This window comes from Flavobacterium aciduliphilum (assembly GCF_003268855.1).
Lineage (GTDB): Bacteria > Bacteroidota > Bacteroidia > Flavobacteriales > Flavobacteriaceae > Flavobacterium > Flavobacterium aciduliphilum.
On sequence record NZ_QLSZ01000001.1, the window covers coordinates 333620 to 354117 of the forward strand.

Genomic DNA, 20498 nt, shown 5'->3' on the forward strand with positions numbered 1-20498 from the left:
CCGCAAGTATTATTTCCAATTAAAAACAATCTCTTTTTTAATATCTGGATGTAAACTATAGAATACTGGACAAGTCATTGCAGTTCGTTCTAAAATGGTTTTCGTTTTTTCATCGGCAGCTAAATTCATTTGAAAAGTGATATGAATTTCTGAAATTCTTCGAGGATCTGTAGCCATGATTTTAGTTACTTCAGCAGTTGACCCTGAAAAATCTACCTCCAAGTCTCGAGCTTTAATTCCCATTACCGTGAGCATGCAGGTTGCTAAAGAATTAGCTACCATATCGGTAGGAGAAAACGCTGCTCCTTTTCCGTTGTTGTCTTTTGGAGCGTCAGTAATACTTTCAATTCCCGATTGTAAATGTATGGAAGTTGTGCGTAAATCGCCTAGGTAGGTTACTTTCGATGTTGCCATTATTGTGCTTGTTTTATCGTTAAATCTTCGTCGTAATAGAGAATATAAATTCCGTTGTTGGTATACCCTCCTGAAATTCTTTTGGCATAATCAAATTTTCCTTCTACTTGTTCGGTAGCATCTTGTTCCAAAGATTCTTGTAATGATGAACTTTGCGACATGCGCAACAAGGTATCGAACGTCACATCAAATCCTCGTACCGCATATTGATTGGGGAAAATTCGATTTTTCTTTTTGTAGGCGATTTCAAATTGTTGCGCCTCTTCTGTATCATTATCACGGGTTGTCGAGGGATACATCAACTTTAATTTAGTGAGGCTATTCAAATCAATTTCTTCAAAATCAAGGGTTTCGTTGGGTTCTAAAATTACCATTTGGACTTTATAATCCTTCATAAAAATTTGTAACGCTTTGACAAAAGCAAGAACTGTTCCTGTTTTTTCGGAGCCCAAAATCACATAATTCATTCTATCTTTTACCAAATATTTTTTAATACTATCGGAAACAAATCCTTTATCAGAAAATCCGACTATTTTAACCTCTTTTTGATTGTCGTGAATGTATTGTTTTAAAGCCCCTTTTTTTGGATCAATTACTGCAATGATGCTTCCATTCTTTGCATGCATATACTCAAACATTGCTTTTCGAATAGTCTCATTTTGAGGCATGGATTGGTACAAGTTAGATACACTTCTACCTTCATCTTTAGATAGCGGAGAAATCACAGGAATGTTTTTATTCTCCAAAGCTGTCGCTACTTTTTCGACATTTACTTGATAAAAGGGGCCTATTACCGCATCTACATTTGTAAAATTTTCACTCGCTATAATATTCAAAGCATTTGTCGTATTTTTGGTTTCTTCCGAATCAAAGACTTTGACGTCAACATTTATACCTAATACCTTGGCCGAGTCAATAGCCATTAAAGCACCCGAATAAAAATCGAGCGTTAGGTTTAAAAATTTGTCTTTTTTCAAACGCTCCCCTATTGAAGTAAGGGAATCATTTTCTATTTTTGATACATTAAAAGGTAAAAATAATGCTAGTTTTTTCCGACTTTGAGTAGAAAGCGTTTTCGTTAAATCTTTATTTTTATTTTTCGATTCCTTTGTTAAGAGGATGTTAGCAGGAACTTTTAAAACCATTCCTTCTTGTACTCCTTCTTTCAAACTTGGATTGAGCGCGATCAAGGCGCTTTCAGATAAATTAAAAAGATGAGTCAAACTATATAGGGTATCTCCAGATTTCACCTTATATTCGAATAAATCGGAAGATTGACTATTAGGTTTTAACTCCTCTGTAATCCGATTTGGATTATCTTTTTTACTAATATTCAATTGAGTTCCTAAAGGTAATCCCTCTTTTATTATTGGATTTTGAAGTTCTAATTCTTCAATCGTTATACCAAATTTTTTTGCCAAACTGTATTTTGTGTCTCCTTCAACAACGGTATATAAATCTGTATCCTTTTGCGATTGTTGTTCTTTTACTACCGGCTTTTTTAATGACGTTTTGGTCACACCTTGAATCATGAGTTTATATCCTAAAGGCAAAGCATTCCCAATTTCAGGGTTCCAATCGTGCAGTTCTTCTACAGTGACTCCATATTTTTTAGCGATGCTATATGCTGTTTCTCCTGCCAATACTTCATGAATGACTCCTTTATTTTTTGAGGTAATAATGGGTTTCGTATTGGACGTATCATTTTTTGGAATTAATAAAATCATGTTGGGTTGAACGCCATTTTTAGCATCTGGATTTAACTTGTAAATATCAAAAGGCGTAACTTTATATTTCTGTGCGATTAGTACAATCGTTTCCCCTTTGGCTACTGTGTGTTTGGTATAACTCTGTGCCAAAACAGTAGTTGTAAAAACCAATATTACAAGGTAAATAATTCTTTTAAACATAATTATTAAATTACAAAAACAAAATCCAAATTTCAATTCCGATATACTGACAACTGAATACGATCAATAAACTATTCCCACTCAATGGTTGCTGGCGGTTTTGAACTGATGTCATAAACCACTCGATTTACCCCTTTCACTTTATTGATGATTTCATTGGATATTTTCATTAAAAAATCATATGGCAAATGCACCCAATCGGCAGTCATCCCATCAGTTGATTCTACAGCACGGAGCGCAACTACTTTTTCATAGGTGCGTTCATCTCCCATAACTCCTACACTATTTACAGGCAGCAAAATAGCCCCAGCTTGCCATACTTTATCATACAATCCATGTTCTTTCAATCCCTTGATAAATATGTCGTCAACTTCTTGCAAGATACGTACTTTTTCTGGAGTAATGGCTCCTAGTATACGAATTGACAAACCAGGCCCTGGAAATGGATGTCTCCCCAATAATTCGGCATCAATTCCTAGAGTGGCCCCCACTCTTCGCACCTCATCTTTAAACAACATGCGGAGTGGTTCTACTATTTTTAATTTCATAAAATCGGGCAAACCGCCCACATTATGATGTGATTTTATTGTGGCACTTGGTCCTTTTACTGAAACCGATTCGATAACATCAGGATAAATTGTTCCTTGTGCTAACCACGATACATCTTTTAATAGGTGGGCTTCTTCATCAAAAACCTCAACAAAAACCCTTCCAATAATTTTACGTTTGGTTTCTGGGTCTTCAACGTCTGTCAACTCAGCCAAAAAACGTTCCGAAGCGTCGACGCCTTTCACATTCAAACCCATGTCTTTGTATTGGTGCAATACGTTTTCAAATTCGTTTTTACGCAATAATCCGTTGTTTACGAAGATGCAGTATAAGTTTTTACCAATCGCTTTGTTTAGTAAAACTGCTGCTACAGTAGAATCAACACCACCTGAAAGTCCTAGCACTACTTTATCGTTTCCTACTTTTTCTTGCAGTTCTTTGACGCAATCGTCGACAAAGGCATTGGGAGTAAAGGATTGCTCTACCTGTGCTATTTTTACTAAAAAGTTTTCCAACATTTGCTTACCATCGGTTGAATGGTATACTTCAGGATGGAACTGAATGGCATAGGTAGTTTCGCCTTCAATTTTGTAGGCGGCATTTTCGACATCATTGGTGCTGGCTAGTTTTACACCATTCGTTGGTAAGTGTTTGATGGTATCGCTATGACTCATCCATACTTGCGAATGGAAGTTGACCTTTTCAAAAAAGAGTTCATTTTCTTTAATGTAGCTCAGATTGGCTCTTCCGTATTCCCTGATGTTGGAAGCCGCTACTTCACCACCTGAAAAATGAGCCAAATATTGCGCACCATAACACACCGCTAAAATCGGTAGTTTACCTCGAATATGGGACAAATCGATGTGTAAAGCATCTTCGGAGCGCACGGAATAAGGACTCCCACCTAGAATGACTGCTTTGTAAGACGATAAATCAGTGGGACAATGGTTGTAAGGAAAAATTTCGCAGAATATGTTTAATTCGCGAACGCGGCGTGCAATGAGTTGTGTGTATTGCGAGCCGAAATCTAAAATAAGTACGTTGTGTTGCATGTGCAAAAGTATAGTTGTGTTGTCTGTTGCTGTATATTCAATACCTTAAAAAAAGAAAATAAGAACTTTTTTATTGACGATACAAAAGTAAGTAAAACAAATTACTTTAAGCAGGTAATCTCACAACTATACATATAGGCCTATAAAGGCTATATAAATTCAAGTTTATTCAAATTACTTTTTTTAGATTTTTGATATTATAAACTTAAATCATTTTCTTTATTGTAAAAAATGGAATAATAATCTATCTAACTTGAATTAAATATTTAAGTTTGACTTATTCAATGATCAATTTTTTTGTCTGTGTTTTTCCTTCCGAAGTTACAGTAACAAAATAAACTCCTTTCTCAATTTGCCCAAGATTAATATCTTGACTAAAAGAAGTCGTGTTATTATTATATTCATTTACAAAACATTTTCTCCCACTAACATCATACAATTCTATTTTTACTTTATCAGAAGTAGCATAATTGATTGTGACTATCCCTTTAGTAGGATTTGGATACATTGAAAACATTTCAAAATTTTCTTTTTGATTTGATAAAACTTGGGTTCCTATAACTTCAAAATTATCAATAACTGCGCCTTCGTATTGAACTCCCGGATCAGAAACAAAATTAAATCGGAATATAATGTTTGATTGTGGTGCAGAACCTCCATAACCAAAATCTGACATATTCCAAGAATAATTTACCATATCAGCATTAACCCCTCCAATTTGGTTATTATCCGAACCTGCTCCAGTCCATTGAGCACCAACGCACAAATCACAATTAGTAGAATTTGGAATATTAGCACTATTATACCATGTGCTTCCCGAACTAGCATCTCCTAAAATTGACCAAGTGACACCACTATCTGTTGAATATTCTACATTAATATAATCATAATCAGGCTCTAAATCAAAAGCCATATCAAATTTGATCACTGGATTTTGAATTTGTGTTAAATCATAACATTGAGAAACAAGATAGGAATTCATACTATCAGGGTATAATCCGGAAAGATTTGTACCATAAACTTTTGAACCTCCTGTCGTATTATTGTTTAAAACAGAACCTAAAGCTTGTCCTCGTTGCCACAATAAGTTTGTATTACCTTTATCATAAGAAATGAGAGTATCGGTTGTTGCGTCAAAAGTGTTTATAGCATTTACTGTTCCTGAGTCATTGACTAAGACTAATGCTGTTTTAGTATTATTGGTTGCATTACCATCATTATTAGTGGTAGTTGTAAATGAAATAGTATGAGTACCTCTACTCAAGACTCCTAATGTAAGCGGATAACTAAAAGCTTGACAAGCCGCTAAAGATCCTGTCCATGTAGTCATTGTTACAGCACCTCCATCAATACTATAAGAAATAGTTACTGAATTAATAGTGTTTGTTCCACTATTTTCAAAAGTGATCGTTGGATTATTAATAGCTCCACAAGCCACTGACATGGGTTGCGTTACATTTTTAAGAGCAACATCTGTTGGATAGCCAACATATTGATTTCCAACATTCACAGCATACCAAGCATTGGTTACTGCAATAACTTCTGCACTTGAACCACAATACAAATTGTTTGCTACTTCAAGTGTAGCATTTCTCATATCTAAATAAGTTGCATTAGACGTCAAATAATCTCTCTCTGCATAGTATACTATTTGAGAAGATTTAGTCATACCAATCCCTGAAACAGAATAGGAATATGGAGTCGGAGCAGTATTAGTTCCTGATTGTCCTGCTGTGATAATATAAAACCAATGATTCAAAACACCACTGTTATTATGTACACCACATTGGTCATTATTGCTTGAAGGAGTACAATTCCCTTCATCACCAGTAGAAGTCCAATTAGTCCCCAAATACGTGTCAGGATTTCCATGGGTTAATGGCGCACTCATACTTCTAAAAGGTGAAGAACCTAAATCTTCAGCAATTGTAAATACGGCTGATGCATAAGGTCCTGTTAAATTCCCATTTCTACCATATTGTTCTATACAAGCACCCCAAATATCTGAAAGCCCTTCATTTATTGCTCCTGATTGATTTTGATAAGCTAAATTAGCCGTAGCGGAACACACTCCATGACCTATTTCATGCCCACAGACATCAATGGCCGTAAGAATATGAACAGAATTATTTCCATCACCATAAGACATTACAGCACCATTCCAAAAGGCATTTACTAAGCTTGTATTTGCATTTGAACGATAATGAACATAACTTTTTAACATCGTTCCTTGGTCATCATAACTGTTTCTATTGAATATATTTTTCCAAAAATCATACGTCATTTCGGCACCCCAATGTGCATCTAAAGCTCCTTGATCTAAGTTAGCGTTATTATATTCTGCCGTTGTCCAGTTATTATCATTATCTGAAAAGTTTGTTGTTGGGTAGGTTGCCGTTTTTGCACTATTAAATGTTTGAATACCACCACCTCGAGTATCATCTTTCAAAATGTATTTATTAGTAGACGTGTTTAAAGTGGTTTTTATAGCTCTAACCCCGCTGTATTTTGTTGAATTTGCAGAACCAGTTACTGAAACTGAAGTTGGAGTTATCGAATTATTTGTGTTTTCTGACAAATCATGAACGTGTTTTATGATTGGATTACTATAAATAATTTGTCCAGAATGAGCATCTACATATATTTCGTCACGTGCTAAAGGTTCTGTAGAATAGATATCAAACTTGTACGCTAAATTTACAGTTCCTGTTTTTACATTTGGTAAAATTAATAATTCCCCTTTGGGCTTTTCATAATTCATTACAATAGCATCTTCTGGAAATTCCCATAAATATTTTGCTCCTTTTTTTGAGTTTAAAATAACATCTAAAGCTTGATTGTTATCAATAGTTGGGATTAAATCTAAATTTAAAGCATTATAAACTTCTCCATTCATCATATAAACCTGATTATTCTGACTATGTGTAATAACCACACCAAATTCTACTTTCAAACCTTTATAGTATTGTTGAAAATGTTCATGTCTTCTTCCTGTTTCATCTATATTTGAATACGTAGGAACATAACTATTCGCTTTTTCTAGCTTATTTTTAGATTTGAATTGATTAAATGCATCTGTTTTAGAAACAGGAAATTCGAATTTTAAAATAGTTTGAATAGGCTCGTTATCATTTAATTTTTTGTTAATTTGAGCTATACCACATTGTAAAAAAAACATTGAAAAACAAAAAGTTATTATTTTACCCTTCATTAATTTTAAATTTATTGATTATTACAAGCAAACTTACTAATAATTAAATAAAACAGAATTAAGATTCTATTAATATAAAAATTATGAATACTATTAATCTTTTAAGATTTTATAAATCAAGTAAATAAAAAAATAATACCATTACAGAAATAAAATTAATGAAGCTTTTCTTTTATCTTTAAAAATGGTAATTCTAGAAATTGGTATGAAAGTGATGCAACAAAAATGCTTAATCCAAATGTAAAAAAATACAAAACAAAAAAATGATACCCTATTGTTTTAGAAAGACTATTTAACACAAAAACAATAATGATTTGATGATACATATACAATCCGTAAGAAATTTTTCCTAAGTAATTGATTGGTTTGGCTTCTAACAACTGAGCTAATTTAGGATGATTGATTAGATTTAAAATAAGAATAATAAACAAAATCGCATAATATGTAGCCTTGAAAAAACCTAAATTAAACGAATAAAAAACTGAAATCACAACTAAAACAAGTGTGCAAAAAAACACATACAAATGAGTTACTTTTTCAACAATTACACTCTTACAATAATACAAATAAGCACCTAAAGCCCCTAGAGTTAAGCAATCCAGTTGAAAAAAATGCACAAAACTATTAAGTAACTCAAAATACCTAAAGTTAGAAAACACACGGTATTGTAATACTAATAAAACAAGATTATACCCTAGAACTATACTTATAAATATTGGTTTTAATCTTTGGCATTTAGAAATTAAAAGGGGCCAAATAAGATAAAATTGTTCTTCGGTTCCAATAGACCACGTTTGCGTTGCAAAAGGAATGAGTTTTATTGATATTAATACATTAGTAAGAAAAAAAACAAAACATCCAATCATTACAAAGAGTCTTGTGGGTGACTCAATATCTAATTTTAAATTTGGAATGTGAAAAACCTCAAAATTGGGAAGCACAACTAACGATAATATCATTATAAAATAATAAAGGGGCCAAATGCGATAAATACGTCGTAAGTAAAATTTTTTTAACGATATAAAACCATTCTTTTGTTTTTCTTTAAGTAGCAAATACGTAATTAAGAAACCGCTTAATACAAAAAAAAGAGATACTCCTAGCCAACCCAAATCTTTTACCTTTTGAAAAGAATTTGATATGTTAAAATAAGATTTATTTAACTCTATATGACTTATAATAACAAGCAATGCAGCAATTCCTCGCAAACCATTTAAATTATTAAAATATATTTTTTCTTTCATAGTTTCTTTCTTTCAATCACTTAAAATTATCTTTCAATCGATTAGCATAATACAAACTTTGACGCCATTGTTTCATAAGATAAATCGTGTATAAAATTGGATTTTTCATTTTTTGCAAAGGATAATATTGTAAAAACAATAAGGTTTTGGCTCCTAACAATTCTTTCGATGAACTGTGCAATAAATGGTAGAGCATGATTGTAGGAGAAGGTTTTGGTTGTATTTTATCTTCCTGCCAAGGAAACGTGAACGGAGTTCGGAATCCTCCAATGGGAGCCTTTAAGTGTGTTATTTTTGGATGTGAAAAAAACACAATATCAGTTCCTTTATTTCGTATTTGCATCCCAAAATCCAAATCTTCACGGTATCCGAATTCATATCCTAAATGAAATGAGAGCTTATCTAATGCTTCACGAGCTACAAAACTGCAACCAGAACCAAAATATTCCAATTGATAAGGAGGAATCTCAGGCTGACTCACTCCTTCTGGTAAACAAGAAAGCGTTATCGCTTTTTGTCCATAACTTATACAATTATGAAGACATGTTTCTAAAAAATGAGGATCAATCCGTATATCATCGTCTGCTAAAAACACCCAATCATTACGCACCAGCAGTAGTCCTTTGTTTCGAGCCTGACACGCCCCCAATTGATGTGTAAAGACATGCTTTATCTCAAAAGGCCATTCTTCATTTGTTACATAATCTAACTCCGAAACAGCAGCGTCTTGCCCATTTTGTTCTACGATGATAATAGCTTTGGGTAGTATCGATTGATTCTTTAAATCACATAAAACATCATACAAGTACTTTTTACGTCCAATGGTTGGAATGAGCACGTCTATAGTTTGATTTTTTAAAGCCACACCTTCCTTGAATTTCGCTTCCATTTGATGAGGCACTGGTTTGATTTTTTTATAAAAGAAAGAGATAAAACAGCCCCAAAAAGGGATTTTTTTTTCGTGAAGTAAAAAATTAAGTAAAAGAATAAAAATCCAAGGGGTTTTATAGTGTTGTTTTATAAATATAAACAACCGTGATTGAGAGATAACCTCTTGTTTGTAAGTCAATTCGGTTGAATTTAAAAGCAACTGTGGCTCAGAATAACAAAACAATCCATATGCTTGATAAGATTTAGCTAATGAATGCAAAAAAAAATCTAAATTGGAATGTCTTGGATGTTCTTGATAAGCATTTAATACAGAAGCATCGGTAAATCCCACAGCACCCGACATCAACCAAGTTGGATATTTTACCGTTCGATTCACCTTAATAAATGGGTTCTGTTCTACATATCCTATAGCTTCTGAAAGATAAGAAGAATTACTCGGTTGAAATGTAAATAGGGTTTGAGAGTAACTATTATTATTCTGAATAAACACTTTATTTAGGTTTTTTTTCAAATCTTTATGACACCAAACAATCTTATCATGTGAAGCTTTTTTTGCCACTAAAAAAAGTGCATCAACCACAGACTTTCCTTCAAGACCAGAAAGAAGTTCCAATTGAACCCCTTCTACAGCAACTACCTTATGATTCAGATGATAAATTACAACCATTACTCCAACACAGCTTACAGAAATTAAACCTTACAAATATAATAGATTGTGTCCTACTTTTTAAATAGATTTATTCAGAACTTATTAATAGATAATATAAAAAACCTTATTCGGTTGTATCCTTTTTTTACTACTTTTGAGACACTGTTAAAGAAATAAAATTAATGTATAATTCTATAAAAAGCATCCCTAAATGGCTCATGATTAGTGCCGGTGTTGGTATTCTATCGGGTTTAGCTTCTGCACTATTTTTAGTAAATTTAAGTTGGGTCACTTCTTTTAGAGAAGCACATAGAGACTTATTTTGGGGCTTACCCTTGGCTGGAATTATGATTGGTTTGGGCTATCACTATTATGGAAAAGAAATTGTAAAAGGAAATAACCTTATTTTGGAAGAATATGAAAATCCACAAAAAACAATTCCTTTTAAAATGGCTCCTATGATATTTCTTTCAACTTTACTCACCCATTTAGTGGGGGGTTCCGCTGGACGAGAAGGCACGGCTATTCAATTGGGAAGCACGCTAGCAGACCAATTTACGAAATTCGTTACCCTAAGCAAACACGAACGAAAAATCCTTTTATTACTTGGTATTAGCGCAGGATTTGCGTCTGTTTTTGGAACGCCGATTGCTGGTGCTCTTTTTGCCATTGAAGTCTTGTGGTTCAGTAATGTATCGTACAAAAGTATCTTTTTATCTTTTACTACAGCCTTTTTTGCTTATTTCACTGTATCTTTCATGCCCGTTGTTCACACCCATTACGCCGTAGTACCCTTAGCCCATGAACATATTTCTTGGCTTGCTTGGGCACTAGTTTTTGGTGTCATTTGCGGACTTATAGCCTTATTATTTTCAAAAACAGTACATCTATTTAGTACTCAATTTACAAAATATATTCCCTATCCTCCTCTTCGTCCAGTAATAGGAGGCGTTACCTTGGTCTTATTTTTTTATTTGTCGAATGAATATAAGTATGCAGGACTTGGCATTCCTACAATTGTAGATTCATTTAAAATACCTAGCGGTTTCTTTGATTGTATCCTCAAATTAATCTTAACATGTTTTACATTGGGTTGCGGATTTAAAGGAGGAGAAGTGACGCCACTTTTTTTTATTGGAGCCACTTTAGGAAGTAGTGTGTCTGGCTTTATTCCCATGCCCATATCGCTTTTGGCTGCTATGGGTTTTGTAGCCGTTTTTTCAGGTGCAACACATACTCCTATAGCCTGTACCGCAATGGGTATGGAACTTTTTGGATGGGAAAATGGTATTTATATTGCAATTGCTTGTTTTTTTTCTTATCTTTTTTCAGGAACTAAAGGAATTTATAGGTCTCAGCAACTAAAAGGATTGAAAAGTCGATTTATATTAAAATACTTGTAAGAAATTCAAAATAAAAAAGGGCAGCTTATCACTACCCTTTTTTAATTTAGTCCTATTATAATGGAATATTTCCATGTTTTCTTTTTGGAGTATCAACAACTTTATTTTCAAGCATACTAAACGCTTTCAATAATTTGCGACGAGTATCTTTTGGCAAAATAACTTCATCTATAAATCCTCTTTGTGCGGCCGTGTACGGATTGGCAAACAAAGCAGCATATTCAGCTTCTTTTTCCAATAATTTAGCGGCAGGATCTGAGGCTTCACCAATTTCTTTTTTGAAAATAATTTCAGAAGCCCCTTTAGCTCCCATCACGGCAATTTCTGCGCAAGGCCAGGCAAAGTTCATGTCGGCTCCGATGTGTTTCGAATTCATCACATCATAAGCACCACCATACGCTTTACGAGTTATGACCGTAACCCTAGGCACTGTAGCCTCACTGAAGGCATACAATAATTTGGCGCCATGTACAATGATTCCATTCCATTCTTGATCGGTTCCTGGTAAGAATCCAGGTACATCTTCTAAGACCAATAACGGAATATTAAAACAATCACAAAAACGTACAAATCGAGCGCCTTTTATAGAAGATTTCACATCTAAACAACCAGCTAAAAACTGCGGATTATTGGCTACAATTCCGATACTACGTCCTCCCAATCGGGCAAATCCTACGATAATATTTTCTGCAAAATCTTTATGAATTTCAAAAAAAGAATCTTCATCAATAATGTTCTCAATCACCTCGTGCATATCATAAGGTTTGTTTGCATTATCAGGCACAAGTGTGTCAAGTTTTTCGCGCACTTCTTCTCCAACAACATAGGGTATTTTAGGTGTCGTTTCCCTATTGTTCTGAGGCAAATAACTAAGGAGTCTCTTGATATCTTCGAGACATTCGACACCATTAGGTGAGGTAATATGTGCTACACCCGATTTTGTAGAATGCGTACTGGCTCCTCCCAATTCTTCCGAACTTACTTCTTCATTGGTAACTGTTTTTACCACATTAGGTCCCGTAACAAACATATAACTATTGCCTTCTACCATCATTGTAAAATCGGTCATCGCAGGAGAATATACCGCTCCTCCAGCACAAGGTCCCATGATAGCAGAAATTTGTGGAATGACTCCACTTGACTGCACATTTCTGTAAAAAATATCGGCATATCCGCCTAAAGAACGTACCCCTTCTTGAATACGAGCCCCGCCCGAGTCATTCAATCCAATCATAGGTGCCCCACTTTTTAATGCCATATCCATTACTTTGCAGATTTTTTCGGCGTGGGTTTCTGATAATGACCCTCCAAATACGGTAAAGTCTTGAGCAAAAACATATACTACACGTCCATTTATCGTTCCGTAACCAGTCACTACACCATCCCCGTAAACAATTTCTTTTTCCATTCCAAAATCGGTCGTTCGGTGGGTCACTAACATTCCAATTTCCTCAAAAGAACCCTCGTCTAAAAGGTATTCAATTCTTTCACGAGCAGTAAGTTTCTTTTTGGCATGATGCGCTACAATTCTCTTTTCGCCTCCACCTAATTTAGCCAAGGCAATTTTATCGTTTAATATTTTGATTTTATCTTCCATATTTTTGAGATTAAAGTAAATAGAGAATAGAAAAAAGACTTTATCAGTGTATGTTCTATTTTCTATTATCTATATCCTATGTTCTTTATTCTTATTTTTTTACTCAATAGGTAATCGTAAGATTTTTTTATCTTCTAGATATTGTTTTAAGGCAACCCTAGCAGCAATTTCTGCTTCTACATCCAATTGCGCTTTCATTTTCTCAGGATTGTAATACGCTTTTACAAATCCGGTGTCAAAATCTCCAGAACGGAATGCTTCATGCTCCATGACAAATTTCCCAAAAGGAAGGGTTGTTGCTACGCCTTCTACATGATAATTGTCGATAGCTTTAATCATCAATTCAATGGATTCTTCACGGGTTTTTCCATAAGTAACCAATTTTGAAAGCATTGGGTCATAATAAATAGGTACATCCATGCCTTCTTCAATACCATTATCAACTCGAATTCCTTCCCCTTCAGGAAGTTTATAAGTACTTAAAAAACCAACATTGGGTAAGAAATCATTCATAGAATCTTCGGCATATACACGAAGTTCCATGGCATGACCGTGAATTTTTAAATCCTCTTGCTTGATGTTGAGGGTTTCGCCGCGAGCTACACGTATTTGTAATTCTACTAAATCTAAGCCTGATACCATTTCTGTTACTGGATGTTCCACTTGTAGACGAGTATTCATTTCTAAGAAGTAAAAATTATGTTGGTCGTCCATTAAAAACTCAACCGTTCCAGCTCCAACATAATCGCAAGCACGTGCCACTTTTACAGCCGCTTCTCCCATTTCTTTTCGTTTTTCTGGAGTTAAAATTGATGAGGGCGCTTCTTCAACTACTTTTTGATGTCTTCGCTGAATACTACATTCTCTTTCAAAAATGTACAACACATTGCCATGCGTATCTGCCATAATTTGAATTTCGATGTGTCTCGGTTTGGTTACATATTTCTCGATGAATACAGATCCATCCCCAAAAGCAGATGTTGCCTCGCTGATAGCCCGATTCATTTGTGATTCAAAATCTTCTTCTTTCTCCACTATACGCATCCCTTTTCCACCTCCTCCTGCGGAAGCTTTAATTAAGATAGGAAATCCAACCGCTTGGGCTGTTTTTTTGGCTTCTTCCACGTCGATAATCGCATGATCAACGCCAGGAACCATAGGGATATCATATTTCATAACAGCTTCTTTAGCCGCTAGTTTGCTGCCCATCATTTCAATCGCTTTCGATTTTGGACCAATAAAGATGATGTTGTTTTGTTCGCAAGCCTCTGCAAAATGTGAGTTCTCACTTAAAAAACCATATCCTGGATGCACGGCATCAACTCCAAGTTGTTTGCAAACTTCAATTATCTTATCACCACGTAAATAGGATTGACTCGAAGCAGCTTCTCCAATACAAACCGCTTCATCAGCATATTTTACGTGTAGGGCATTTCTATCGGCAGTAGAAAATACCGCTACCGTTTTAATGCCCATTTTTTTTGCGGTTTTCATTACTCTGATGGCAATTTCCCCGCGATTGGCAACTAATATTTTGGATATTTTTTTCATATTTGTAAGATTTAAAAGAAGAAAGACTCTAACATTATTCTTGTTTCTTTCTACTTTTTTCTATTTTCTATTTTCTATTTTCCTATTCAAATTCAATTAACAATTGTCCTTTATCAACAGCGATTCCTTTGGTAACAGCAATTGATTTTATCTTTCCATCTCGTGGAGATAAAAAGCTGTTTTCCATTTTCATCGCTTCCAATATTAATAGTGGATCATTTTCTTTTACCTCTTGTCCTACTTCAACATTGATTTCTAAGATTAAACCAGGCATCGGAGCTTTGATGGCGTTGACCACTTTGGTTTTCCCTCGTTCAATACCAAGTCCTTTGATGAGATTGTCTAAGTCATTAGAAAGTGATACTTCATAGGTGTTGTTGTTTACTTTTACGGTGTATTTTTTTGCTAAAAAATCACATGAAATAATTTCTGCCACATAGGGTTTACTGTTTTGGAGCACATGGAATTTATGAGTTCCAATAGCCACAGCGTCTAAATGTTCTAGAGAACTTTCATTGAAATCAAAAGTTGTGGTATGATTTACTGAAAGTGTATACGTTTTACTCATAGTGCTATTTTTAATTTGTTGTAAATTTAGGAAAAGAAAACGTTTTCGTTACTGATATATATCAGAAATTTGGAAAATTAGTATAGCTTTTTAAGTGAGCTTTAAAAAATATTGTTTGGAAAAAGCTTATTTTTGTTAAGTAAATAAATCCGTAAAATGAAGAAAATTATATTGTTTTATATGTTTTTTTGGAGTATCATAGTTTTGAGCCAAACGACTAAGCAACAGCTAAAAGAAAATGCACAACAAAAGTACTATGTTGAAAATTTTAGAGGAGCAATTTCCGATTTTGATACATTACTTAAACAATTTCCAAACGATTCATCAGCCTACAATGACAGGGGATTGATAAAAGAACTCATACATGATTATAAAGGAGCTTTACGTGACTTTTCTGAGGAAATAAAAATAGATCCTACATTTGCAGATAGTTACTTTTTTAGAGCCATGGTTAGAGATAAAATTGGAGACAAAAAGGGAGCTGTTTCAGATTATAAAATGACTGTGAAATTTGAACCCAAAAACTCGGATGCCTATTATTTTATGGGTATCGACCAATTTAAATGCAAGCAATACTATCAGGCATTAGCAAACTTTAAGTTAGCCCTTACAAAAAGAGACGATAATTATGCGGTATATGCCGACATGGGGTTACTATATGCTCAATATAAAAAATATAAAAAAGCATTGTATTATTGTGATAAAGCAATTCGATTAGATAAAACAATTTCAAAAGCCTATCTATATAAGGGTTGGATTTTGGCACAAGATAAAAATTACAAGCAAGCATTGATGACTTTCTATGACGTTTTTAAGGAAGATTCTTCAGTAGAAGACAATTTATATTATGGACATTTGAAAAAAAATTATAAATCCTTTAAAAAAGTATTATTTGATTTTAATAAGACCAATAAAGATTCAGCTTATTTTGCAAAAGGAATTTTAAATCAATATTTAAAAAACTATTCTCAAGCCTTACACTATTATGACAAAACCATTCAATTGAATCCCAATTGCAGAGACGTTTTTGAAAAAAAAGCACAGGTAGAACAAATTCTGGGTCTTAATAATAACGCTTTAGCGGATTATACAAAATCTTTGGAATCGTCTTCAAGGAAAGACAAAATTCTATACGAAATAGCGCTAATATATTATAAAAAACAGGATTGTAAAAATGCTTTAATCTTTATCAATAAGGCTGTTCAAATGAATGAGTTTGATACTAAATATGCCTCTTTAAAAAGTAAGATACAAAAAAATAAAAGCACAATAAAATAATATCTAATCTTTAAAATAATGAAAAAAGAATTTATCATACTAATCCTATTTCTTGTTAAAATGAGTTCATGTTGTGCTCAATTACAACCCATGTTTGTAGAAGGCTTCGCCCAAGGCACAACATATCATATCACATATATAGATAAAGAAGAACGTTTTTTTAAGAAAGAAATCGATAGTATTTTGAAAGATTTTGATTTTTCTGTATCGACGTATAATCCAAATTCGATTATTACAAAAGTAAATACAAATAAAGATGTGGTTCTTGACAACTATTTCCTCACATGTTTTAATCAAGGGAAAAAAGTTTGGAAAGATACCCATGGAACTTTTGATCCTACTGTTTTTCCATTGGTTAATGCGTGGGGATTTGGTCCAGGAAAAAAACAAAAAATAGAGTCTAGAAAAATTGATAGTATCTTAAAATTTGTTGGATTTAATTTAATAAACTTAAAAAACAACAAAGTTGTTAAATCCGATTCCAGAGTCGCACTAGATTTTAATGCATTTGCTCAAGGATATTCTGTTGATGTTATCGCATCCTTTTTGAATTCAAAAGGGATTACTTCCTATATTGTAGAGATTGGAGGTGAAGTATATGCACAAGGAACATCTGAAGAAGGTAAAAAGTGGGTTATTGGTATTGAAACTCCTATAGAAAATAAAGCCGCCTCTAACCCTATTATTCAAAATATTCAATTAGATGGGTTAGCGATTGCTACCTCTGGAAATTATAGAAAATACATTGAAGAAGACGGAACTAAATATGCCCATCATATTGATCCGAGAACAGGATATCCTACAAAAAACAGCTTATTAAGCGTGTCTATTGTTTCTAAAAAGGGAATCATTTCCGATGCTTATGCCACAGGCGTTCTAGTTATGGGGCTAGAGAAAGCCATTAAGTTTTTAAAAAAACACAAAGAATTAGAAGCTTTTTTAATTTATGCAGATACTGAAGGAAAATATCAGTTTTATGAAACACCTCGTTTCAAATTATTAAAAATATAAAAAAATAGAAGCCGTCTAAAAAAGACGGCTTCTTATTCTTAGTTAGAATCTTGTTATGATTATTTATCTAACACAACTTTATAACTTGATGAACCATTATCATCTGAAACATTAATAAAGTAAATACCATTAGTATAAGCCGACAAATCAATAGATTTTGAAGTTGTTGCTGCAGTAGCTTCTATGTTTTCTTCATAGATAATTGCTCCAAGGGTATTAACAACAGTTATGTTTTTTATTGGTGATTTAAAATCAAGGTTAAAAATTCCTTTAGAAGGGTTTGGATAAACCACCACTTCAGGTCCTTTTGTAAAAGAATCTGTAGCCAATGTTGGTGTCCATGTTAAAGTAATCCCTGTAAAGTTTGTATCTGCAGTTACATCAGTAGTGTTTGTGTATGCAGTAGCACCTTTCACAAATGGGAAATAACGTGTGGCTGTAGCTGAACCATGTCCCCAAGTTTCTTGGATACATACTCTGTAATTTCCATCAGCCATCAATGTAGTACCCGCAGCGTTTTTACCATCCCATGTTACCGTACGAGCAGCAAAAGTAGTTTGAGTTGAACCTGTTATAGCTCCTGTTGTACTCGCTCCTGATTTCGAATTCCATGTTGGCAAGTGGTCGTTTGTACCTCCAGCCCAATAACGTAAATTTGTTTTAACAAATGTAGAGGTTCCTACTGTAGTTCCTGCACCACAAGTAGTACAACTCTCAATCCATACTGCCAAAACATATCCTCCAGAAGTAATATAATTACCTGTCGTATGCTTAGGGGTTGTAAACGTAAACGACATAGTTCCCGCCGTTTGGGCTTGAACGGAATAAGACGCTCCCATAAAAAGAGCAAATAAAGCTAAAGTAATTATTTTTTTCATGATTAATTTTAATTTTTGATTTGTTATTTTTTATCTTCTAATTCTAATTTAATACTGATTTTAGCTGTTTCAGCCAAGGTTTTCTTTGCCATAGCAGGTACTTCCAATTTGTAATCGTTTAGTTTTACAGTAAAAGTTCCAGATACAGTCACTGAACCACCTGCATTAGAAACGGTTACTTTAGTTTTCACTTTGTTAGTCACACCATGAATCGTTAAATCACCTTCTACATCGTAAGTTCCGTTTTTACCATCAAAACCAACGATTTTTCCTTTAAAAGTGGTTTTTGGAAGTTTATCACTTTCCATATAATTTTCATTATAGTGTTCTTCCATCAAAGGCGATTTGAATTTAAACGATTTCACCATGCCTTGAACCACAAAATCTCCAGTTGCTTTATCAAGAATAGCAGAAACCGTGTTGCTCGTACCTACTACAGGATCCATAGCTCCTGGAACGGTTGCGTCAAATTTTATTTCTCCTGAGCGAGTCATCACTTTTTGTGAAAACAGTACGCTTGAGAAAACTAAACAAATTAAAGTTACAATTGTTTTTTTCATAATATAGTTTTTGATTGATTCTTATTGTTCTGGATAGTTGTTATTTATCCAGGTACTTATAGTCGTTATTGTTGAACTTGATAAAGGAGCATCTCCTTTTGGCATTCTATTTGATGTACATGGACTAGACATTAAGCTACAAAGCAATTGATTACTATTTGTACCATCTTGAGCACCTTTTACAGCAGCATAGGTATCTAAATCTGGAAATTGATTTCCGCCAGAATGACAAGACACACACTTAGCATCCATAATAGGCTTAATGTTCTTAACATAGGTAGGATCTTTTACGATTTCTAATTCTTGTTGCGTTCTTGAATCACATGAAACAAAAAATACAATTCCTACTAATGTTGTTATAATTAAATTTATTTTTTTCATAACTAATTTTATTAAAAAACTCTATACATGTTAAATCCAAAGAAAATTCCTCTACCTCCTTTAATTCCAGAAGCCGTTGTGTAATAAGCCACATCATTCATAGCTTGACTATTAGACAACACTAACTGAAAGACATGACCACCTGTTTCTATGTCCATACCCAGAGTAACGGGATTTTGAGATAGTTGAGTATAATATGGAAGATTAAGAGTGGCTCTTTTTGCATAATCCATATTTAAACTGATTCGTTTAGAAAGTTTATAACGTGCTCCAACACCTAAAAATACAGCATTTTTTTCATCTTCAAACATATCATAGAGATTTCTATGAATAAATATTGGATTGAATTGATATGAAAAAGAACTATTAACTTTTCTTGAAATAATCAACTGCGTTGAGAATGCATAACGATCAGTTGCTTTTAAGTCTGAATACATTTCTTTTTTCAAATCACTACGAATATCCATGGTATTGTAACCTACAATAGTAACAGGGAATCCGTTATCTTCTTGATTCGCTAACTTATATTTTGCAGCCAATTCATATGTTTTTTGATATGTATGTCTTGAAATTCCAAGAGACAACCAATTGGTTACACCATAGATTCCAGATAATTTGGTTAAAGCACCATCCAACCCGTAAAAGTTTTCAAATCCATAGGTCAAATCACCAAAACGGTGAGATACAAGAAAATAGAACTCTCCTTTAACAGGAAGTTTAGTCGATTGCATATTGGCTACTTGCAAGCCTTTAAAAGCTGCAGAGGCAATTTCTTTTTTATCATTGTTTCCTGAATCCAATTCATTCATCAAATCGTCTTGTGCTTGAGCAAATCCAAAACACAACAACGCAAACATTGAAATTTTAAGTTTTGTTAATTTCATTTTTTGTGGGGTTAATTAATTATTTATCGAACATTGATCTAAATTGACACTTCCCATTAAGTCATCAAATCCAACCGCTCTTCCTTTAATACTGATGGTTTGACCTACTTTAAGCGTAGCATCTGGAGTTGTGAAATTGCATACAACTACATCGTCCAAAATAACTTCTTTTCCATTTACTGAAGTTATGGCACCCGATACTGCTACTGGTTTTTCTAGGTATTTTTTATTAGCAGAAGCTTCATTCGCTGTAAATTCGGCTACAAAATCTTTTGCTTTTAATGTAAATGCAGCTTCTTCCGACTGCACGTCTCTTTTACCGCCATGATAGGCGTAATAACGCGCTGCAAAAAAGCCAACAACACCAATAATTGCAAGTAGTAAGAAAGCAATTATTACTTTTTTTAAGGTTTTTCCCATTGGTCTTTTATTTGTTTTTTATTGAGTTGATTATCATACCAAAAGTA

At 33.7% G+C, this 20498-nt stretch carries 17 protein-coding genes; 3 read left to right on the forward strand and 14 right to left on the reverse strand.

What is annotated here, in order from left to right; all coding sequences use genetic code 11:
• Window positions 1-9: 9 nt before the first annotated feature.
• The 6 genes from CLV55_RS01590 to CLV55_RS01615 all read right to left on the reverse strand — a co-directional run bounded on the left by CLV55_RS01590 (window position 10) and on the right by CLV55_RS01615 (window position 9938).
• Window positions 10-414, reverse strand: coding sequence for an OsmC family protein (locus CLV55_RS01590; protein WP_112111983.1), 405 nt, complete (start codon window positions 412-414; stop codon window positions 10-12).
• Window positions 414-2324: a LysM peptidoglycan-binding domain-containing protein gene (locus CLV55_RS01595; protein ID WP_112111984.1), complete on the reverse strand. Its 1911-nt coding sequence runs from the start codon at window positions 2322-2324 to the stop codon at window positions 414-416. The genes CLV55_RS01590 and CLV55_RS01595 overlap by 1 nt, the downstream gene beginning before the upstream one ends.
• A 71-nt stretch (window positions 2325-2395) precedes the next feature.
• Window positions 2396-3925, reverse strand: a complete 1530-nt coding sequence (gene guaA, locus CLV55_RS01600; protein WP_112111985.1) for a glutamine-hydrolyzing GMP synthase — start codon at window positions 3923-3925, stop codon at window positions 2396-2398.
• Between the two features lie 277 nt (window positions 3926-4202).
• On the reverse strand, window positions 4203-7103 hold the full coding sequence (locus CLV55_RS01605; RefSeq protein WP_158527010.1) for a M4 family metallopeptidase: 2901 nt from the start codon (window positions 7101-7103) through the stop codon (window positions 4203-4205).
• Window positions 7104-7291: 188 nt separating this feature from the next.
• A complete protein-coding gene (locus tag CLV55_RS01610; protein WP_112111987.1) occupies window positions 7292-8380 on the reverse strand; it encodes an acyltransferase family protein in 1089 nt (362 codons plus the stop codon).
• Window positions 8381-8396: 16 nt separating this feature from the next.
• A complete protein-coding gene (locus CLV55_RS01615) occupies window positions 8397-9938 on the reverse strand; it encodes a glycosyltransferase family 2 protein (RefSeq protein ID WP_112111988.1) in 1542 nt (513 codons plus the stop codon).
• Between the two features lie 164 nt (window positions 9939-10102).
• Here CLV55_RS01615 and CLV55_RS01620 point away from each other — a divergent pair, with 164 nt between their 5' ends.
• Window positions 10103-11323, forward strand: a complete 1221-nt coding sequence (locus tag CLV55_RS01620; protein ID WP_112111989.1) for a chloride channel protein — start codon at window positions 10103-10105, stop codon at window positions 11321-11323.
• 55 nt (window positions 11324-11378) lie between these two features.
• Here the strand turns inward: CLV55_RS01620 and CLV55_RS01625 are convergent, their stop codons facing one another.
• From CLV55_RS01625 to CLV55_RS01635, 3 genes are all read right to left on the reverse strand, one after another.
• Window positions 11379-12920, reverse strand: coding sequence for an acyl-CoA carboxylase subunit beta (locus tag CLV55_RS01625; RefSeq protein WP_112111990.1), 1542 nt, complete (start codon window positions 12918-12920; stop codon window positions 11379-11381).
• 99 nt (window positions 12921-13019) lie between these two features.
• Window positions 13020-14462: an acetyl-CoA carboxylase biotin carboxylase subunit gene (locus tag CLV55_RS01630; protein ID WP_112112212.1), complete on the reverse strand. Its 1443-nt coding sequence runs from the start codon at window positions 14460-14462 to the stop codon at window positions 13020-13022.
• 91 nt (window positions 14463-14553) lie between these two features.
• The gene (locus CLV55_RS01635; RefSeq protein ID WP_112111991.1) at window positions 14554-15039 is read right to left on the reverse strand and encodes an acetyl-CoA carboxylase biotin carboxyl carrier protein subunit; all 486 of its coding nucleotides are present in this window, start codon (window positions 15037-15039) and stop codon (window positions 14554-14556) included.
• Window positions 15040-15195: 156 nt separating this feature from the next.
• On the opposite strand from CLV55_RS01635, the gene CLV55_RS01640 reads away from it, so the two are divergent.
• Both CLV55_RS01640 and CLV55_RS01645 read left to right on the forward strand, forming a co-directional pair.
• Window positions 15196-16317, forward strand: a complete 1122-nt coding sequence (locus CLV55_RS01640) for a tetratricopeptide repeat protein (protein ID WP_112111992.1) — start codon at window positions 15196-15198, stop codon at window positions 16315-16317.
• Between the two features lie 18 nt (window positions 16318-16335).
• Window positions 16336-17328: an FAD:protein FMN transferase gene (locus CLV55_RS01645; RefSeq protein WP_112111993.1), complete on the forward strand. Its 993-nt coding sequence runs from the start codon at window positions 16336-16338 to the stop codon at window positions 17326-17328.
• 59 nt (window positions 17329-17387) lie between these two features.
• Here the strand turns inward: CLV55_RS01645 and CLV55_RS01650 are convergent, their stop codons facing one another.
• From CLV55_RS01650 to CLV55_RS01670, 5 genes are read right to left on the reverse strand one after another with little or no spacing between them, the layout of a single operon-like run.
• Entirely contained in the window at window positions 17388-18206 is an 819-nt protein-coding gene (locus CLV55_RS01650; protein ID WP_112111994.1) for a T9SS type A sorting domain-containing protein, read from the reverse strand.
• 23 nt (window positions 18207-18229) lie between these two features.
• Window positions 18230-18766, reverse strand: a complete 537-nt coding sequence (locus CLV55_RS01655) for a YceI family protein (protein WP_112111995.1) — start codon at window positions 18764-18766, stop codon at window positions 18230-18232.
• 21 nt (window positions 18767-18787) lie between these two features.
• Entirely contained in the window at window positions 18788-19147 is a 360-nt protein-coding gene (locus tag CLV55_RS01660) for a hypothetical protein (RefSeq protein WP_112111996.1), read from the reverse strand.
• Window positions 19148-19158: 11 nt separating this feature from the next.
• The gene (locus tag CLV55_RS01665) at window positions 19159-20031 is read right to left on the reverse strand and encodes a DUF5777 family beta-barrel protein (RefSeq protein ID WP_211306474.1); all 873 of its coding nucleotides are present in this window, start codon (window positions 20029-20031) and stop codon (window positions 19159-19161) included.
• Window positions 20032-20046: 15 nt separating this feature from the next.
• The gene (locus CLV55_RS01670) at window positions 20047-20451 is read right to left on the reverse strand and encodes an OB-fold protein (RefSeq protein ID WP_112111997.1); all 405 of its coding nucleotides are present in this window, start codon (window positions 20449-20451) and stop codon (window positions 20047-20049) included.
• Between the last annotated feature and the right edge of the window lie 47 nt (window positions 20452-20498).

What these genes read in the sequence shown, in the direction of transcription:
- CLV55_RS01590 (WP_112111983.1), bottom strand. Translation starts at nt 414, where the DNA reads ATGGCAACATCGAAAGTAACCTACCTAGGCGATTTACGCACAACTTCC.
- CLV55_RS01595 (WP_112111984.1), bottom strand. Translation starts at nt 2,324, where the DNA reads ATGTTTAAAAGAATTATTTACCTTGTAATATTGGTTTTTACAACTACT.
- guaA (WP_112111985.1), bottom strand. Translation starts at nt 3,925, where the DNA reads ATGCAACACAACGTACTTATTTTAGATTTCGGCTCGCAATACACACAA.
- CLV55_RS01605 (WP_158527010.1), bottom strand. Translation starts at nt 7,103, where the DNA reads ATGTTTTTTTTACAATGTGGTATAGCTCAAATTAACAAAAAATTAAAT.
- CLV55_RS01610 (WP_112111987.1), bottom strand. Translation starts at nt 8,380, where the DNA reads ATGAAAGAAAAAATATATTTTAATAATTTAAATGGTTTGCGAGGAATT.
- CLV55_RS01615 (WP_112111988.1), bottom strand. Translation starts at nt 9,938, where the DNA reads ATGGTTGTAATTTATCATCTGAATCATAAGGTAGTTGCTGTAGAAGGG.
- CLV55_RS01620 (WP_112111989.1), top strand. Translation starts at nt 10,103, where the DNA reads ATGTATAATTCTATAAAAAGCATCCCTAAATGGCTCATGATTAGTGCC.
- CLV55_RS01625 (WP_112111990.1), bottom strand. Translation starts at nt 12,920, where the DNA reads ATGGAAGATAAAATCAAAATATTAAACGATAAAATTGCCTTGGCTAAA.
- CLV55_RS01635 (WP_112111991.1), bottom strand. Translation starts at nt 15,039, where the DNA reads ATGAGTAAAACGTATACACTTTCAGTAAATCATACCACAACTTTTGAT.
- CLV55_RS01640 (WP_112111992.1), top strand. Translation starts at nt 15,196, where the DNA reads ATGAAGAAAATTATATTGTTTTATATGTTTTTTTGGAGTATCATAGTT.
- CLV55_RS01645 (WP_112111993.1), top strand. Translation starts at nt 16,336, where the DNA reads ATGAAAAAAGAATTTATCATACTAATCCTATTTCTTGTTAAAATGAGT.
- CLV55_RS01650 (WP_112111994.1), bottom strand. Translation starts at nt 18,206, where the DNA reads ATGAAAAAAATAATTACTTTAGCTTTATTTGCTCTTTTTATGGGAGCG.
- CLV55_RS01655 (WP_112111995.1), bottom strand. Translation starts at nt 18,766, where the DNA reads ATGAAAAAAACAATTGTAACTTTAATTTGTTTAGTTTTCTCAAGCGTA.
- CLV55_RS01660 (WP_112111996.1), bottom strand. Translation starts at nt 19,147, where the DNA reads ATGAAAAAAATAAATTTAATTATAACAACATTAGTAGGAATTGTATTT.
- CLV55_RS01665 (WP_211306474.1), bottom strand. Translation starts at nt 20,031, where the DNA reads ATGAAATTAACAAAACTTAAAATTTCAATGTTTGCGTTGTTGTGTTTT.
- CLV55_RS01670 (WP_112111997.1), bottom strand. Translation starts at nt 20,451, where the DNA reads ATGGGAAAAACCTTAAAAAAAGTAATAATTGCTTTCTTACTACTTGCA.